Annotated in this window: 16 protein-coding genes; 5 read left to right on the top strand and 11 right to left on the bottom strand. The window is 63.5% G+C overall.

Annotated features, from left to right (window positions below):
* The first annotated feature begins 155 nt into the window (after positions 1-155).
* Positions 156-803 carry a L,D-transpeptidase gene (locus tag AC1Q6Z_RS06590; protein ID WP_256115614.1) on the top strand — a complete coding sequence of 216 codons (648 nt, stop codon included), beginning with the start codon at positions 156-158 and terminating at the stop codon, positions 801-803.
* Between the two features lie 164 nt (positions 804-967).
* On the opposite strand, the gene AC1Q6Z_RS06585 is transcribed toward AC1Q6Z_RS06590, so the two are convergent.
* The 4 genes from AC1Q6Z_RS06585 to AC1Q6Z_RS06570 all read right to left on the bottom strand — a co-directional run bounded on the left by AC1Q6Z_RS06585 (position 968) and on the right by AC1Q6Z_RS06570 (position 3,807).
* Positions 968-1,723, bottom strand: coding sequence for a M15 family metallopeptidase (locus AC1Q6Z_RS06585; protein WP_492647117.1), 756 nt, complete (start codon positions 1,721-1,723; stop codon positions 968-970).
* A gap of 28 nt (positions 1,724-1,751) precedes the next feature.
* Complete coding sequence (locus AC1Q6Z_RS06580; RefSeq protein WP_256115612.1) at positions 1,752-2,138, bottom strand: hypothetical protein; 387 nt, start codon at positions 2,136-2,138, stop codon at positions 1,752-1,754.
* Positions 2,139-2,216: 78 nt separating this feature from the next.
* Positions 2,217-2,825, bottom strand: coding sequence for a pyridoxamine 5'-phosphate oxidase family protein (locus tag AC1Q6Z_RS06575; RefSeq protein WP_492647116.1), 609 nt, complete (start codon positions 2,823-2,825; stop codon positions 2,217-2,219).
* Positions 2,826-2,898: 73 nt separating this feature from the next.
* Positions 2,899-3,807, bottom strand: coding sequence for an alpha/beta hydrolase (locus AC1Q6Z_RS06570; RefSeq protein ID WP_492647115.1), 909 nt, complete (start codon positions 3,805-3,807; stop codon positions 2,899-2,901).
* 47 nt (positions 3,808-3,854) lie between these two features.
* On the opposite strand from AC1Q6Z_RS06570, the gene AC1Q6Z_RS06565 reads away from it, so the two are divergent.
* Positions 3,855-4,334 carry a MarR family winged helix-turn-helix transcriptional regulator gene (locus AC1Q6Z_RS06565; protein ID WP_492647114.1) on the top strand — a complete coding sequence of 160 codons (480 nt, stop codon included), beginning with the start codon at positions 3,855-3,857 and terminating at the stop codon, positions 4,332-4,334.
* Positions 4,335-4,436: 102 nt separating this feature from the next.
* Here the strand turns inward: AC1Q6Z_RS06565 and AC1Q6Z_RS06560 are convergent, their stop codons facing one another.
* The 6 genes from AC1Q6Z_RS06560 to AC1Q6Z_RS06535 all read right to left on the bottom strand — a co-directional run bounded on the left by AC1Q6Z_RS06560 (position 4,437) and on the right by AC1Q6Z_RS06535 (position 9,927).
* On the bottom strand, positions 4,437-4,751 hold the full coding sequence (locus tag AC1Q6Z_RS06560; RefSeq protein ID WP_492647113.1) for an antibiotic biosynthesis monooxygenase family protein: 315 nt from the start codon (positions 4,749-4,751) through the stop codon (positions 4,437-4,439).
* 27 nt (positions 4,752-4,778) lie between these two features.
* The gene (locus AC1Q6Z_RS06555; RefSeq protein WP_492647112.1) at positions 4,779-5,768 is read right to left on the bottom strand and encodes a zinc-dependent alcohol dehydrogenase family protein; all 990 of its coding nucleotides are present in this window, start codon (positions 5,766-5,768) and stop codon (positions 4,779-4,781) included.
* Positions 5,769-5,829: 61 nt separating this feature from the next.
* Complete coding sequence (locus tag AC1Q6Z_RS06550) at positions 5,830-6,132, bottom strand: ArsR/SmtB family transcription factor (protein ID WP_066658179.1); 303 nt, start codon at positions 6,130-6,132, stop codon at positions 5,830-5,832.
* A gap of 227 nt (positions 6,133-6,359) precedes the next feature.
* Positions 6,360-7,571: a low temperature requirement protein A gene (locus AC1Q6Z_RS06545; RefSeq protein WP_492647111.1), complete on the bottom strand. Its 1,212-nt coding sequence runs from the start codon at positions 7,569-7,571 to the stop codon at positions 6,360-6,362.
* A 91-nt stretch (positions 7,572-7,662) separates the two neighbouring features.
* Positions 7,663-9,495: a monovalent cation:proton antiporter-2 (CPA2) family protein gene (locus tag AC1Q6Z_RS06540; RefSeq protein WP_492647110.1), complete on the bottom strand. Its 1,833-nt coding sequence runs from the start codon at positions 9,493-9,495 to the stop codon at positions 7,663-7,665.
* A gap of 57 nt (positions 9,496-9,552) precedes the next feature.
* Positions 9,553-9,927, bottom strand: a complete 375-nt coding sequence (locus AC1Q6Z_RS06535; protein ID WP_256115603.1) for a gamma-butyrobetaine hydroxylase family protein — start codon at positions 9,925-9,927, stop codon at positions 9,553-9,555.
* A 202-nt stretch (positions 9,928-10,129) separates the two neighbouring features.
* On the opposite strand from AC1Q6Z_RS06535, the gene moaA reads away from it, so the two are divergent.
* Both moaA and AC1Q6Z_RS06525 read left to right on the top strand, forming a co-directional pair.
* The gene (gene moaA, locus AC1Q6Z_RS06530) at positions 10,130-11,116 is read left to right on the top strand and encodes a GTP 3',8-cyclase MoaA (RefSeq protein ID WP_492647262.1); all 987 of its coding nucleotides are present in this window, start codon (positions 10,130-10,132) and stop codon (positions 11,114-11,116) included.
* A gap of 24 nt (positions 11,117-11,140) precedes the next feature.
* A complete protein-coding gene (locus AC1Q6Z_RS06525; protein ID WP_492647109.1) occupies positions 11,141-11,782 on the top strand; it encodes a DUF1176 domain-containing protein in 642 nt (213 codons plus the stop codon).
* 204 nt (positions 11,783-11,986) lie between these two features.
* Here the strand turns inward: AC1Q6Z_RS06525 and AC1Q6Z_RS06520 are convergent, their stop codons facing one another.
* On the bottom strand, positions 11,987-14,527 hold the full coding sequence (locus AC1Q6Z_RS06520) for a methyl-accepting chemotaxis protein (protein WP_435267087.1): 2,541 nt from the start codon (positions 14,525-14,527) through the stop codon (positions 11,987-11,989).
* Between the two features lie 387 nt (positions 14,528-14,914).
* Between AC1Q6Z_RS06520 and AC1Q6Z_RS06515 the strand changes: the two genes are divergently transcribed.
* On the top strand, positions 14,915-15,820 hold the full coding sequence (locus AC1Q6Z_RS06515; protein WP_492647108.1) for a DMT family transporter: 906 nt from the start codon (positions 14,915-14,917) through the stop codon (positions 15,818-15,820).
* The last annotated feature ends 38 nt before the right edge of the window (positions 15,821-15,858 follow it).

Genomic DNA, 15,858 nt, shown 5'->3' with positions numbered 1-15,858 from the left:
GCCTCGTCTGGATCCAGCCCTTTTAGGGGCTCGAAAAGCCCGGCGGGATGCCTGTTCCCGCCGGAACATCCTGGCGCGCGCCGCTGTCCTAGAAAGTCCCCATCAGAACAAAGCGCCGGGCATCAAGCCAACGGCCGCAAACAGGGACCAGGACAATGAAAAAGCTCGCTATCGCTCTTCTCGCAGGTCTTCTTTCCACCGCAGGCGCGGCCTTCGCCGCCGACAATGCCGTCGACCCGATCGAGGTCGCCTCACTCTCGTCCTCGGCCCAGAAGACGGGCTGGCTGCAGGTTCTGTCCGGCGGCAAGCCGGTCAAGTCGGAAAAGAAGATCGCCGCCGTTTCCCGCGCGCCGATCGCCCGCGAACTCGTCGCCTTCAACGAGAAGGTCGCACCCGGCACGATCATCGTCGACAATTCCGAACGCCGCCTCTACCACGTGCTCGGTTCGGGCCTTGCCATGAAATACGCCGTCAGCGTTGGCCGCGAAGGTTTCATCTGGACGGGCGCGGAAAAGGTCACCCGCAAGACCGAATGGCCGACCTGGACGCCGCCGGAAGACATGCGTGCCCGCGAAGCCAAGAAGGGCAAGATCCTGCCGGTCTCGATGAAGGGCGGCCTCGACAACCCGCTCGGCTCGCGCGCCATCTATCTCGGCTCGACCATCTACCGGATCCACGGCACCAACCAGCCGTCCTCGCTCGGCAAGGCGCAGTCTTCCGGCTGCATCCGCATGGCGAACGAAGACGTTGAACACCTCTATGCCCAGGTCACCGCGGGCGTGACGGTCATCGTTCGCGATTGATCAAAAAGCTGAAACCGATCAGCGGCAGGCGGAGAAGCGCCCTGCCGCCCCAACCACTCCGTCATCCTCGGGCTTGACCCGAGGATCCATTATTTTCAAAGGGTTATGGATCCTCGGGTCAAGCCCGAGGATGACGGAGGAGAGGTTTGGCGGACCATATCGTCTCAGCGGCAGGCGGAAGCGCCTGCCGCTTTTGCTATGGCAATGAGGTCGGGGCGATACTCGAAATGCATGGTGTCGTAGTGATACCAGCGCCCGCCCCAGACGTAGCCGTGCCGCTCGAAGATATCGACGATCTCCAGCGGGTACTTGTTGGCATATTTCGGCACCTTGCCGGGCTTGCCGCCGGACCAGATCCAGTAATCGGCAAACTTGGTGTTGAGATCGATCGCCGCGCCAAAACTGTGCACCGACATATTGGGCGCACCGGAAACCTTGCGCCAGTTGAAGGTGCCGGCTGACGGCGCCAGATAGCGCTTCAGCTCCGGTTTTGCCGCAAGCTCGTCCCGCACCTTTTCCAGCGCTGCCGCCGCGCCCTGCCGCTTGGTCACGCGAACCGTCGCGCCGAACCATTTGACCGGCACGAGATCGGCCTGCACGGCTTTGGCCGATTTTCCATAAAGCCGCATCATCAGCGCGTCGCTGCGAATGCGGCCGGGGTCGAAATTCACCACCGGTTTCGCGTCGCAGGCGCCGAGCGGATAGATCTGCTGGAGGCTGTCCTCGACGTCGCCGGTGGCGAGCGCGGCCTGGTGATCCTTCGTCTTGCCGTCGTCGATTTCGAGCGGCGGTCCACCGTCCTTGAAGACAAGGCTATTGCCCTCGATGCCGGCAAGGCTTTCGGGATAGGCTTCGACGAGCAGTTTGAGGCGGGCCGCAAGGTCTGGCTCCGCAGCGCCCGCCACTGAGGCGGCGAGCACGAAGAGAGCAGCACCCGCAAGCGCGTGCTTAGTCCACGGAAATGTTGATATAATCGCCTCCCCCACCGCGCCAGATTTCGACGTGGATCTGCACGTCGCCGTTCAGCAGGCGCCGTGCGGCGCTGCCGTCGATGCGGCCGCTGCGGATCATGCGCTCAGCGAGTTCGCGATTGCGCGCCGAGGCGAAGAAGTTGTCGAAATCGTCGCCGGGCTGGCTGACGCCGAAGCGGTGCACATTGGCGCGGTCCTGGCGGATGACCTGCCAGGGCTGCGTCAGGCGCTCGTTGCTGGAGTTGTAGAGATCGTCCTGGCCGATATAGGCGCCGTAGCTTTCGATCAGCTCATCCGCCTTGGCCGCTCCGGCCGAAGCCGCAAGCACTGCGGCGATCGCCGCCGCAAAAATTCCTATCCGCATTCCCAACTCCACCTATCGGCCATGGCCGCTTGCAATCGCTAACAAGACGGGTCGGGAGGGCAAGATATTCGCCGTCCCTCACCACATGGTCTTGGCGGCCCGGCCGGGCCATTCCCGATCATAGGCGGTGCCGTCGAAACCCTTCTTGGCCGAGGCGAGCATCTGGCCCACCGTCGGCAGGCAAGAGGTATCGCGGAACTTCTCCGGGTTCCAGAGGTCGGCACGCAGAACTGCGCGGGCGCATTGCGAATAGACCTCTTCAATCGTGATGACCACGACGGAGCGCGGGTATTTGCCGTTCATCACGAAGCGCTCGGTGAGCGCCTGGTCGATGCGCACCACGGCGCGGCCGTTGAGGCGCATGGTCGTGTTGGAGCCCGGAATGAGAAACATCAGCGCCACGCGCGGGTCACGCACGATGTTGGAGAGCGAATCGATGCGGTTGTTGCCGCGCCAGTCCGGCAGCATCAGCGTGCGATCGTCCTCGATATGGATGACGGCGCCCGCATCGCCGGGCGGCGAGCAATCGAGCCCCTCCGGCCCGACAGTGGCGAGCGCCATGAAGGGCGAGGCCTCGATCATCGCGCGGTATTCCGGCAGCAGGAAATCCGTCACCTTGACGAGCGAGGCTTCGCCCGGTTCGCCATAAAGCGCGTTCAACTGGTCGACCGAGGTGACGATGGTCATGCTTGCCTCCTGTGCTGCTTGCCGTTTCCGGCGCATCGCACCCTGGCATGACAGGTTCATGACGAAAAGGCCGTCAGGCGGCGATGCGTTGCCCGTCCTCGGCGAGGAAGCGCACGATGCGATCGATCACCGGCTCGGCCGAGACGATGCGGCGATGGCCAAAGCCGTTCGCCCATTCGAGCGTGACATTCGGCCCGGAGGCGGCATAACGCCGGGCATGCAGCGCCGGCACCTCCTTGTCGTCTTCCGCATGCAGCACGAGCATCGGCACCTTGAGCCGTCCGGCCCCGTTCGCGGCATCGAAGGCTGAAAGCGGCGCGCCGGCAATCTTTTCCACATGGCTTTCCAGCGCCAACTGGGCCTTGGCCCCGAGCTTCAGGAACCGGCCGAGATCCTTGAACAGCCAGGTCATTTCGCTGGGCGAGCCGATGGTGACCAGCCGGCGCGGGCGGTGCGCGGGAACCGACGGCACGAGGCCGCTTGCGGCGCAGGCAAGCGACGCCCCGCCAAAGGAATGGCCGCAGAAATAGTCGAAGCCGCCGAACCGCTGCCAGGCCGCGTCGATCGCCCGGACCGCCATCGGCAGTGTCAGCGTGCGCCCGCGCGAGGCGCCATGGCCCGGCAGGTCGAGCGCCACGACCTCGTGGCCAGCGGCGACCAGCGCCTCGGTCAAAGTCGAGAGATAGGCCGCGCGCGAGCCCCAGCCATGCACCACCAGCACCCGGCCGGAAAAGGCCTGGCAGGGCCGCGCGGCAAAGCGGTGCGCGACGGCGGTGCCGCCGGCAAAGGCGAGCGTCACGCGCTCGGCCTGCCGCATCCAGCCCTCGGAGCGGGCGAACAGTTCCTTCTCCTTCGCCGTGCGCGGCCGGCGGCTGGGCGTCGTCGCAAAGAGACGGAACGCCGCGCGGCCGGCGGCAGTGGGGGAGACGGCGGCGGCACCCTGGAGCGCCAGCCGGATGACCTTCAAGCCAAAGGATGCCATAGTGGGAATCCATAAAAATGTTCAATGCTGAACAATAAAGTACAACGATGAACAAAAATCAAGTCTTCCCCTGGGATCATCCGCGCTTTCGCAGCTGGATCGGCGTGGCGCGCGCCTGCCAGCTCATGCAGCAGGCGGTGACAAGGGCGATCGCCGATCTCGGCATCAAGCCGCCGCATCTCGATATCCTGGTCAACCTCTACCGCTTCGACGGCATCTCCCAGCAGGAGCTGGCGCGAAAACTGCTGGTCGGCCGCTCGAACATGAGCATGCTGCTGCCGCAACTCGAAAAGCGCGACCTCATCCTGCGCAAGGCCGACGCCAAGGACAAGCGCGTGCTGCGCCTGTCCTTGACACAGGCCGGCCACAGCCTCACCGAACAGGCAATGATCATCCAGACCGGCCTGATCGACCGCATCCTGTCGCAGACCCCGGAAGACCGTTGCCTGCAAGTGGCCGAATCGATGGAGGACATCATCCGCATCCTCCAGACGATGGATGCGGACGAGGTGGCCGAAGACGCCTAGGCCGGATCGACTTTTGAGCGATAAACTCTGATCGGCGAGGCTGGACAGGACTCTGCTGGCTTTTCGTTGCCACAGCTTCCGCTTCGTGTGCTGTGTAAGATTTTAAACAAGATATTCGCCTGTAGCAAAAGCTGCCCCCTCGATATGATAGACTTTCGGTTCTTCCGAAAAATACCGCTGCAAGCCCATCATGAACATCCGATGGTCTTCACTCGCTTCGAAGCCCGGCGTGTGATCCTCGAGTGACCGCCATCGCACGATTAGGTGGAACAGTTCGGGTGTTTCGATCCCTTGTGCGAGAACGTGACCGCAATAACCCTCTGCGCGGCGGAGCAAAGGAGCGACCTCGGCAAATGCGGCTCTGAACGTTTCGATTTGTTCTTTGTGAACCGGGAGTTGAGCGATTTCATAAATCATGGCGTTCCCCTAAAGTGAGTTCAACGGTTAAAAGCCCGCACTTGCGAGATGAGCCGAAGGCCCGACTGCTATCGCGATTTTTCCTCGAACACCGTTGTTGGGGGTCTCCAGCCGGGCATGGGCGAGCGGAATGTCAGCAAGCGAGTAGACGGCGCCGACGTGTGGCCGCAACTGACCGCGCTCTATCAATGCGCTCAATTCATCGAGCTTTCCGCGGTTTTGTCTGGTGAAAACGAAGTGATAACTCGCGTTCTTGCCCCAGGCCTGAACGACGTTTTGTGGCTGTGCAATGTCCACGATCGTGACAACACGGCCAAGCTGTGCGAGCGCGTCGGGGCTGCGCGACAATGTGTTACCGCCGATGGTGTCGAACACGACATCGACTCCGCGGCCACCCGTTTCCCGCATGACGGCGTCGACATAATCTTCCCTTTGGTAGTCGATGACCACATCGGCACCCAAACTATGTGCGAACTCAAAGTTTGCTTCGCGCACGGTCGTGAACACTCTTGCTCCGATGGCCTTTGCGATTTGGATCGCCACATGACCGACCCCTCCCGCGCCGCCATGTACCAGAATGCTTTCCCCCACTCTTAGCGCCGCACGCACGACCAGTGCTTCCCACACCGTACCGCCAACCAGGGTCAAGCTTGCGGCCTCAAGGTGGTTCAGCGAGGGAGGCTTCTTCCCCACAATGCCTTCGGCAGCAACGTGGTACTCGGCATAACTTCCTGGCCCGTCAAATATTTGCGGGGTGTACCAAACTTCGTCTCCTGGAGAGAACGCCGTCACACCCGGCCCGATCGCTTCGACAACGCCAGATACGTCATGTCCGGTAATAGCCGGCAGTGGCACCAAATCGCGATAATCGCCACGTCGGACTTGGTAATCCAACGGATTGATGGAGGTTGCATGTACCTGGACCAGCACCTGTCCGGCATGCGGCACGGGCTTGGGCACGTCGCAAAGCGCGAACGAATCCGGACCGCCAAATGATTTGAGTGTTATCGCTTTCATTGCACATCCTCGTTTCGGTAAAAAGGAATATAGAGAATTCTCGATATTCTGCGGCAGAAAATCACAGCTCCTTCCCGATGATCTCGGCAAGAGCACTGATGGTGGCTTCGTTCCGCTTGTAGTAGGTCCACTGGCCGATGCGCCTGACTTCCACCAAGCCTGCTCGTTGCAGGGTTGCAAGATAATCAGACACCGTCGACTGCGACAGTCCCACGCCTTCTTGAATGCTACTGACGCAGACCCCTACCGTTAGAACGTCCCCTTCATCCTGTGGAGGGAAGTTCTTCGCGGGGTCCTTCAAACCTTTCAAGATTTCAAGGCGCGTGCGGTTTGAGAGGGCTTTGAATATTTCGAGCAATTCCATAGCCTGATAATATCGAGATTTACCGATATGTCAATACGACGAACGGCGGCCCTGTTTGCAGCTTTTGTAACGGGATACCGCATGGCAGCGCAGCGACGGGCTGGTGTCGCTGTTGTCCTCTATGACCTCGCGCCCAGCTGCCATCGGCCAGAATCAACGAAAAGCTTATCAGCCTCTGCAGCGGTCGCGGGGACAGCGGCTTAGTTCACCCTAAATGTCGATCCTACCTAGACCTTCGCGACCGCATCCGCCCGCGTCGATTTCAGCGACTGGAACTCCCAGAGCGCCACGCCGAACAGCACCGCGGACGCCGCCATGAAGAGTTGGTAGGGTTCGACGAAGGGCACGGCTGCGGCGAGCGCGAGAAGCGCGCCGATGCCGGCCAGATGCGATAGCGGTGCCCGTCCGCGCACCGCCCGCTTGAACCAGGTATTGCCGGAGAGGAAGACGATCGGACCGCCGAGGATGGCGCTCGCGGTCTTGAAATCGACGTGCCCATGCGGATGGGCGAGCGCGAATTCCTCCGCCACGGCCGACAGGATGATGCCGCCGACGATCGGGATATGAGCATAGGTGAAGGCAAGCCGGGCGACGCGACCGGGCGTCGCCGAATGCTCGATCAGGTGCGCCGCCTCGCCATGGCCGAAGCGGAAGTAGATCCACCACATGGTGGCGGTCGAGAAAAAGGCGGTGGCGAGGAGGAGGATGGTGAAGCCGTCGAGCAGCTCCATGCCGGCGACCGTGCGACCGGTGACGAGGATCGTTTCGCCGAGGCAGATGATGACGAAGAGCGCGCAGCGTTCCGAAATATGCTCGCCGGAGACCTGCCAGTCGCTGACCGACGATCGCCCGATGCCGGGCGTGACGAAGCCGAGCGCCGGCGCGCTGTATTCGATGACGAGCGCCAGCAGCCAGAGCGCCAGCCGCGCCTCCTCCTCGACGAAGGCGCCGGCGATCCAGAACACGGCAGCAAAGGCGGACCAGGCGGTGATGCGGATGAAGTTGCGGCTGTTTTCCGGCCAGTCGCGCCGCATCACATAGGCGGTGAAGGCCGAGCGGCCGACCTGCATGGCGACATAGGTCAGCGCGAAGAGCAGGCCGCCGGTGCCGAAGGCGACCGGAATGGCGACCGACAGCATCAGGCCGAGGAACATCAGCACGAAGAGCAGGATGCGCACCGGCGCCTTGTCGGGATCGAGCCAGTTGGTCGCCCAGGTCGTGTAGATCCACACCCACCAGACCGCGAGCGTCAGCATCGCCGCCTCGACGAGGCCGAGCGCCGAATAATGCCCCGCCAGCGAATGGGAAAGCTGGATGATGGTCAGCACGAAGACGAGGTCGAAAAAGAGTTCGGCGAAGCCGACCTTGCCTTCCTGTGCTGTTCCCCGGGCACGCAGAAAGGCGGAGTGGGCGAAGCGTTCGTCGTTCGTCGCCGTCATGCGGGCGGGTCCTTCTCCAAGTGTAATCGAGCCGGGCGGCATCGATCCCATGGGAAACCACCCGGCGCGCGAAGGCAAGCCCGATCCGCGGTCAGCCGGCCTCTTCCTGCTGTTCCCTTTCACGGCGCTCGCGCTCCTCTTCGGCTGCCGCACGCTCGCGGGCGGTGCGCGCCGCGACGAGGTCGGCCGGCTGCGCATTGCCGCGCACGAGCTGGCGGCCGGCATAGATGCCGCCGACGGTTTCGAGCGCCAGGCGCTCGCGGTCGACATCGCGGAATTCCTCGACCACCTCGATTGCCAGATCCTCGTCCTCGCCGAGCACCTTGAGCGTCTCGCGGCTGAAGACCGTGGCGGATTCGAAGGTCTCGCGAATCTGGTAGTCGACGCCGGCATGGATGAGGTCGATGGCGTGGCCGCGGTCGTAGGCGCGCGCCAGGAGCGGCACCAGCGGAAACTCCTCGTGCACGATCTGCGCGATCTTCACCGCCGCTTCCTTGTCATCGACACAGATGAGGATCGCCTTGGCGGTCGCCGCCCCCGCGGCATGCAGGATGTCGATGCGCGAGCCGTCGCCGTAATAGACCTTGAAGCCGAACTCCGCGGCATCGCGCACGAATTCCGCGTCCTTGTCGATCAGCGAGAGTGTGTAGCCGCGGGCAAGCAGCGGCTGGCTGACGATCTGGCCGAAGCGGCCGAAGCCGATCATCAGCACCGTGCCCTCGACATTCTCCGGCAGCGTCAGCCCCTCGGTGGAAGGCTGCTGCTTCGGCACCAAACGGTCGTGCAGGATGACCATCAGCGGTGTCAGCACCATCGAGATGATGATGGTCGCCGTCAGGATGGCATTGTCCTCGCCGTCGAAAATGCCGGCGGACACGGCGGCCGCATAGAGCACGAAGGCGAATTCGCCGCCCTGCGCCATCAGCACGGCGCGTTCCAGGCTCTCGGCATGGCAGGTGCCGAGCACGCGGGCGACCAGATAGATGATCAGGATCTTGGCGATCATGTAGCCGACGACGCTCGCCACCACGAGCTGCCAGTTGGCGGCGATGACCGAGAGGTCAATCGCCATGCCGACGCCGAGGAAGAACAGGCCGAGCAGGATGCCGCGGAACGGCTCGATATCGGCTTCGAGCTGGTGGCGGAAGGACGATTCGGAGAGCAGCACGCCGGCGAGGAAGGCGCCCATCGCCATCGAAAGCCCGGAGACCTGCATGGCGAGCGCCGAGCCGAGCACCACGAGGAGGGCTGCGGCCGTCATCACCTCACGCGCACCGGACGCCGCCAGCACGCGAAACAGCGGATTGAGCAGGTAGCGCCCCGCCAGCACCAGCGCCACGATGGCGCCGATGGCGATGCCGACCGAAAGCCAGCGGTCGGAGGTATCCGTGGCCGCCCCGCCCGTGCCGAGCAGCACGACGATGGCGAGCAGCGGCACGATGGCGAGATCCTCGAAGAGCAGGATCGCGATGATGCGCTGGCCCTTCAGCGTCGACATGGTGCCGCGCTCCTGCAGCATCTGCATGACGATGGCGGTCGATGTCAGGACGAAGCCGGTGCCGGCGACGAAGGAGGGAATGAGCGGGAAGCCGAAGGAAAGCCCGATGCAGGTCAGCGCCGCCATGGCGCCCATAACCTGGATGGCGCCGAGCCCGAAAATGTCCTTGCGCATGCCCCAGAGCCGCGAGGGCTGCATTTCGAGGCCGATGATGAAGAGGAACATCACCACGCCGAGTTCGGCAACATGGATGATCGCCTGCGGATCGGCGAAGAAGCCGAGCCCGAAGGGACCGATCGCCAGCCCCGCCGCCAGGTAGCCGAGCACGGAGCCGAGGCCGATCTTCTTGAAGACCGGCACCGCCGCCACGCCCGCCGCCAAGAGGACCACGACCTGGGTGAGATCATTTGCATTCGCTTCTGCCAAAAGGGCATCTCCCGTTGGTTGTCGGTGGACGCTACCTTTGCGAGGCAGTCCGAAATGTTACCGCGGTTTCTCCGACATATCGCGGCTCATGCCTTTCTCCGCAAGGTCGCGTTCGTAGTCGGCGAAGAGCTCCGCGCCCTTTTCCCCGAGTTCGCGCAGATAGGACCACGTGAAGATACCAGTATCGTGAAGGTCGTCGAAGCCGATGCGCACGGCATAATTGCCGGTCGGGATCATGGAGATGATCGCCACGTTGCGCTTGCCCGGCACGGTCACCTTCTGGCCCGGTCCATGGCCCTGCACTTCGGCAGAGGGCGAAAGCACGCGCAACAATTCCGCCGAAAGGTCGAAACTCTGGTTGTCGTTGAACGTCACGACGAGGCGCTGGCGGTCCTTGGAGACCCGCAATTCCGTCGGCCACAGATCGCTCATGCCATTCCCTTTCCATCGCCTTTGCGCGAAGGACTATGCCGCAAGCCGGGGATGTGCAAGGCGGAAAATGCTGTCATAATCACCGCACCGGCTTGACGGTGCGCCCCGCGCGCACGACATATCGGGGAACGGAGGCTGTGTTTTGAATTCGTTTGCAGGACCATGGGATGGCGCGGGCCGCATCGCGCAGTCCGACGCACCGATGATCGACCCCTTCGGGCGGGCGATCACCTATCTGCGCGTCTCGGTGACAGATCGCTGCGATTTCCGCTGTACCTATTGCATGGCGGAAAACATGACCTTCCTGCCGAAGAAGGACCTGCTGACGCTGGAAGAGCTTACCCGGCTCTGTTCCGCCTTCATCGCCAAGGGCGTGCGCAAGCTGCGGCTGACCGGCGGCGAGCCGCTGGTGCGCAAGAACATCATGCATCTCGTACGCGAACTCGGCCACCAGGTGCAGGACGGCCGCCTCGACGAACTGACGCTCACAACCAACGGTTCACAGCTCGCCAAACACGCGGCCGAGCTTGCCGATTGCGGCGTGCGCCGCATCAACGTGTCGCTCGATACGCTCGATCCGCAGAAATTCAAGACGATCACCCGCTGGGGCGAGCTTACCAAGGTCATGGAAGGCATCGATGCGGCGCAGGCCGCCGGCCTAAAGATCAAGATCAACGCGGTCGCGCTGAAGGATTTCAACGACCGCGAGATCCCCGAGCTGATGCGCTGGGCGCATGGCCGCGGCATGGACCTCACCCTCATCGAAACCATGCCGATGGGCGAGATCGAGGAAGACCGCACCGACCGCTACCTGCCGCTCTCCGAAATGCGCGAACGGCTCGCGGAAGAATTCACGCTCACCGAAAACGCGTTCCGCACCGGCGGGCCGGCGCGTTACGTCACGGTCGCGGAAACCGGCGGCCGCCTCGGCTTCATCACGCCGATGACGCATAATTTCTGCGAAAGCTGCAATCGCGTGCGCCTCACCTGCACGGGCACCCTCTATATGTGCCTCGGCCAGAACGACGCGGCGGACCTCCGTTTACCGTTGCGCGCCTCAGAGGACGACGCCCTGCTCTCGCAGGCGATCGACGAGGCGATCGGCCGCAAACCGAAGGGCCACGATTTCATCATCGACCGCCGCAACCGCCCGGCCATCGCCCGCCACATGAGCGTCACCGGCGGCTGAGCGCTGCCCAACAGCGAGGTTTCGGTGAAAACCCTTCTGACCGCCCTCCTCTGCGCCGCCCTGCCCTCCATCACCTTAGCAGCCGACCGCCCGGAGGGCCTTGCCGCTGCGGAAGCCGTCGCCAAGGCCGCCTTCGGCACGGATTGCGACATGAACGGCATGACGGAAGTGCCGATGGCCGAGCCGGACGGCGAAGGCTTCGGCCATTCGGTCTATCGCTTCTCCTATCGCGCGAGCTACCAATCGGTGGCGGATCCGGAAATCGAGGCAGAACTCTACCAGCTATTCTGCGGCTCCGGCGCCTACAATGTCCGCCACGCCTTCGTGCTGAAGGTGAGCGACACGGAATCCCCGAAACTCGTCGCCTTCGCCACGCCCGATCTCGACTATGCCTATACCGACGACGAGATGGGCAGGCTCAAGGCCGAGCCGAAAGTGCGCGGCTTCCGCGCCACGGGCCTGCTGGTGAACGCGACCTACGACGCGGAAAAACGCACCATCACCAGCCACACCGCCTGGCGCGGCATCGGCGATGCCTGGGACAGCGGCACCTGGACGTTCATCAACGGCGACTTCGTGCTGACCCGTTTCGAAGTCGACCCGACCTATGGCGAACAGGACCCGGCAGCGCCGGAGAGCTACGTCGTCTACGAGACCGGCAAGTAGGCGACCCGCTTGCCGTCGAATAACAGACAAAATGCCGTGCCCTCCTCCGTCATGGTCGGGCCTGACCCGACCATCCATGCTCCGAGCACGCCGGTGGATCCTCGGCTCAAGGCCGAGGATGACGCTGTGGGGTGAGGTCGCGTTGTCAACAAACGAAAAAGGCCGGGCTTTCGCCCGACCTCTTCATTTCCAAAGAGCCTATGCTCAGGCCGCGTAGTGCTGCCGCCCGAAACCGTCCCGGGTGTCGAGATCGCGTGTCTTGAAGTGGTCGATCTTCTCGTTGAGGTTTTCGACGCGGCGGCGCAGGCCGTGGATTTCCGCTGTGTTCTCCTCCACCATCGCCGCGTTCTGCTGCGTGATGAGCTCGACCTGATGCACCGCCTGGTTCACCTCGTTGATGCCCTCATACTGCGCGGCGGCGGCGGCCTCGATCTTGCCGACCAGCGTGTGGATCGACGAGATGTGCTCATTGATGACCGTCAGCGCCTCGCCGGTCTCGGTGACGAGCGATACGCCGTTGCGGACCTGCGCCGAGCTGTCGGAGATCAGGCCCTTGATCTCGCGGGCCGCACCGGCGCAGCGCTGGGCAAGCTCGCGCACTTCCTGGGCGACGACCGCGAAGCCGCGGCCGGCTTCACCGGCACGCGCCGCTTCCACCCCGGCATTCAGCGCCAGGAGGTTGGTCTGGAAGGCGATCTCGTCGATGACGCCGATGATCGTGCTGATCTTCTCCGAGGATTTCTTGATCTGGTCCATGGCGTCGACCGCCTTGGATACGACCTCGCCGGAGCGCTTGGCATAGCTATGCGTCTCGTCGACGGAGACCGCCGTCTTCTGGGCGCTTTCGGCGGTGGAGCGGACGATCTCGGTCAGCTGGCGCAGTGCCCGCGAGCTTTCCTCCAGCGCTGCCGCTTGCTGTTCGGTGCGGCGCGCGAGATCGTCGGCGGAGGTGGCAAGGTTGCTGGTGCCACCGTTGATCTCGACCGTCGTGGCACGAACGTCCGACAGCGTGACGCGCAGCGCCTCGACAGCATTGTTGTAGGTACGGGCCATCGCGACATATTCGGCGGCCAGCGCCTCCGTCATGCTCTCTTCGAGATTGCCGGCGGCAAGCTGGCCGAGCACGTCGGACAGGGCGGTGAGCGCCTCGGTCTGATCGGCTTCGATGCGGGCCTGCTCGCTGGCGCGACGTGCCTGCTCCTCGGCCGTCAGCTGGCGCTGCGTTTCCGCTTCCTGTTCGAGGCGCACGTTTTCGCGCGCGGCATCGCGGAAGACGGCGACCGAGCGCACCATGTCGCCGATCTCGTCGCCGCGGTTGCGTCCGTCGATGCTGATGTCGAGATCGCCGCTCGCCAGCCGCGACATGGCTTCGTTGACGCGCCGCAGCGGTCCGCGCAGCGTCTCGACGAGCATCAGGCCGCCGATGATGGCGAGCAGCGTGCCGGCGACCATGGCGATGATCGAGACATTGGCGGAGCGCTGGCTGTCCTTCTTGCCGGCTTCCTGGGCGCTCGACACGAACTGTTCGAGCGTCTGGCTGGCATCCGCCACGGAAGCGGAGGCGGCGACGCGCGCGGCCTGCCATTTTTCGCCGACGGAGATCAGGTCCTGCGTGCCCTTCTCGATCTTGACGAGCGAGGGCGCGAGCTTGTCGGAGAGATCACGCAACGCCGCATTCTTCGTGCCGAGCTTTGCGAGTTCGGCGGCGCTAGCGGCCACGGCCTTGACGTCCGCAAGCACGGCGTCGCGGCTCGGCTGGTCGAGCTTGCGGTGCAGCTCGCTGATATGCAGGCGGGTTTCGTCGATGCCCTTGAAGGTGTCGCCCATCAGCGTGATCAGCGTCTTGAGCAGCACGATCTCCGCATCCATACCGACAAAACGCTTGGCGGCGGTGTCGGAGTTCTTGCCGGCTTCCTTCAGGAAATCGGCATCGAACTTCGCGAGCTTGGACAGCACCGGCACGAATTTCGCCTTCTTGGCCTCCGCGTCGTCGGTGCCTGCAAGGATGGCCTGTACCGCGGCGACTTCCACCTCAAAGACCTTGATCTGTTCCAGCGCCTTGGGCGAGGCGATCGCCTTCGATTCGGCAAGCTGCTTGAGAAGCTGCGGCAGGTAGGTCTCGGCCGCCTTCACCTTGTCCTCCGGCTTCATGGCCAGCGCGACGGGCTTGCGGAACTTGCCGATGCGTTCGGCAAGTCCCTGATAGGCGGCGGCATCGAACAGAAGAGCCTTGGCGAAGGCTTCCTTCTCGCCGGATTCGCTACGAATGACACCGATCTGCTTTTCGGCAAAGGCGCCGTCCTTGGCCATCGCCGCAAGCGAGCCTTCGAGCTCCGCGGTCACGGCGTTGCGCTCCTGGTCGATCGCCCAGAGCGTCTCGGTCTGGGCGCGCATGGTGCCGGCCAGCGCCACGACGGAGGCGATCTTGGCCTTTTCGCCCGCATCGGGCAGCAGCGCGTCGAGATCGTGGATGCCGGCATCTTGCTCGTCGATCCGCGCAGAGAGCGCGTCGCGCGTCTCCTGCGCGGGCTTGTCGACGAAATCCTGCAATCCGCTGCGCAGGTTCTGGAAATGCGACAGGCTGTTGATCGTCTCGCGGGTGACCGTCATGTGGCCGTTCAGCGTGCTCGCGGTGAAATAACCGACAAGGCCGATACCGGCGATCAGCGCGACGAGAGGAATGACGAACAGCAGCACCTTTGTAACGATGCGGCGCTGCTGGAGCAGGCGGTCAATGAAGGACATGGGTTCCCCGACGTTTTTATGACGACCAAGATCCCGTCGGGTGTCTGTCAAAGCCGAAGGGGCCGCTCGGCTCACCATCGGGAGCGCGGCCGGCACTTCATGTCGGGGCATTCGGCCGATCTTCCACCAGGCGGCCTGCCCTCACCCGTCGCATCATGCGATCGTTCATTGGGATGACGCAACGATAGGTGGGGAAGCTTAATGAAATGCTTCGCCAAAGCAGCAGAAATTCAAGCTGTTGCGCCGAAATCGTCATCGTTTCGTGCCCAAAACGCGCTCATTCGCCGCTTCCTTCGGCAACCATCCCGTTTGTTCCAGTCGATCTAGTGATGGCACCCGGCCGACAATGTGCCTATGAGGGAAGGACAATCGCCCGGAATCACCCGCATGAACTCCACCGCAAATGCCAAAGGCGCCCTCTTCATGGTGGTCGCCATGGCCGGCTTCACCTGTAACGATGCGCTGGTCAAATCCGTCACCGATGCCATGAATGTCGGCCAGATCATGTTCGTGCGCGGGCTGATGACGACCGTGCTCGTCGTCGCCATCGCCTGGTGGATGGGCGCGCTCGGCTCCTGGCGTGTCATGCTGCAGCCGGCGCTCCTGCTGCGGCTCGTCGCCGAAATCCTCGCCTCGCTCGCCTATATTTCCGCGCTCGGCGCCATGCCGCTCGCCAACACTGCCTCGATCCTCCAGGCGCTGCCGCTCGCCGTCACGCTCGGCGCCGCCCTCTTCCTCGGCGAACAGGTCGGCTGGCGGCGCTGGCTCGCCATCATCGCCGGTTTTGCCGGCGTGCTCATCGTCATCCGCCCCGGCCCGGAAGGCTTTTCGATGGCGGCGGTCTATGTCATCGCCTCGGTCGTGGGTGCTGCGGCGCGCGATCTTGCGACCCGCCGCATCGACCCGAACGTCTCCACCCTTTTCATCAGCGTCATCACCGCAACCTCGATCACGGTCGTCGGCGGGGCGCTGATCGTGCCGATGGGCGGCTGGCAGCCGATGTCGGGCGATGTGCTTAGCCGGCTAGCGATTGCCAGCGTGCTGCTGCTCGTCGGCTACCAGGCGATCATCCTCGCCATGCGCACCGGCGAAATCTCCTTCATCGCCCCCTTCCGCTATACGAGCCTCATCTGGGCGATCGCTATCGGCTTTCTGTTCTTCGGCGAGATACCGGATATCTGGATGACCGTGGGCGTTCTGATCATCGTCGCCTCCGGCCTCTACACCTTCTATCGCGAGAACCGCCGCCGGGTGCCGGCCGTCGCACAAGAGTCGAAGCCGGAATCGCCCTGACAGGGTTGCGAGCCAGAGCCGCACCGACTAGATCGGAT

Source organism: Shinella sp. GW835-FHT14H05 (assembly GCF_058793575.1).
Note: the sequence above shows the minus strand (reverse complement) of the source record. Positions and strands in the feature narration are given on the sequence as shown.

Bases quoted from the DNA above. Each gene is read 5' to 3' on its own strand.
- AC1Q6Z_RS06590 (WP_256115614.1), top strand. From the start codon at position 156: ATGAAAAAGCTCGCTATCGCTCTTCTCGCAGGTCTTCTTTCCACCGCA.
- AC1Q6Z_RS06580 (WP_256115612.1), bottom strand. From the start codon at position 2,138: ATGCGGATAGGAATTTTTGCGGCGGCGATCGCCGCAGTGCTTGCGGCT.
- AC1Q6Z_RS06575 (WP_492647116.1), bottom strand. From the start codon at position 2,825: ATGACCATCGTCACCTCGGTCGACCAGTTGAACGCGCTTTATGGCGAA.
- AC1Q6Z_RS06570 (WP_492647115.1), bottom strand. From the start codon at position 3,807: ATGGCATCCTTTGGCTTGAAGGTCATCCGGCTGGCGCTCCAGGGTGCC.
- AC1Q6Z_RS06565 (WP_492647114.1), top strand. From the start codon at position 3,855: ATGAACAAAAATCAAGTCTTCCCCTGGGATCATCCGCGCTTTCGCAGC.
- AC1Q6Z_RS06560 (WP_492647113.1), bottom strand. From the start codon at position 4,751: ATGATTTATGAAATCGCTCAACTCCCGGTTCACAAAGAACAAATCGAA.
- AC1Q6Z_RS06555 (WP_492647112.1), bottom strand. From the start codon at position 5,768: ATGAAAGCGATAACACTCAAATCATTTGGCGGTCCGGATTCGTTCGCG.
- AC1Q6Z_RS06550 (WP_066658179.1), bottom strand. From the start codon at position 6,132: ATGGAATTGCTCGAAATATTCAAAGCCCTCTCAAACCGCACGCGCCTT.
- AC1Q6Z_RS06545 (WP_492647111.1), bottom strand. From the start codon at position 7,571: ATGACGGCGACGAACGACGAACGCTTCGCCCACTCCGCCTTTCTGCGT.
- AC1Q6Z_RS06535 (WP_256115603.1), bottom strand. From the start codon at position 9,927: ATGAGCGATCTGTGGCCGACGGAATTGCGGGTCTCCAAGGACCGCCAG.
- moaA (WP_492647262.1), top strand. From the start codon at position 10,130: ATGATCGACCCCTTCGGGCGGGCGATCACCTATCTGCGCGTCTCGGTG.
- AC1Q6Z_RS06520 (WP_435267087.1), bottom strand. From the start codon at position 14,527: ATGTCCTTCATTGACCGCCTGCTCCAGCAGCGCCGCATCGTTACAAAG.
- AC1Q6Z_RS06515 (WP_492647108.1), top strand. From the start codon at position 14,915: ATGAACTCCACCGCAAATGCCAAAGGCGCCCTCTTCATGGTGGTCGCC.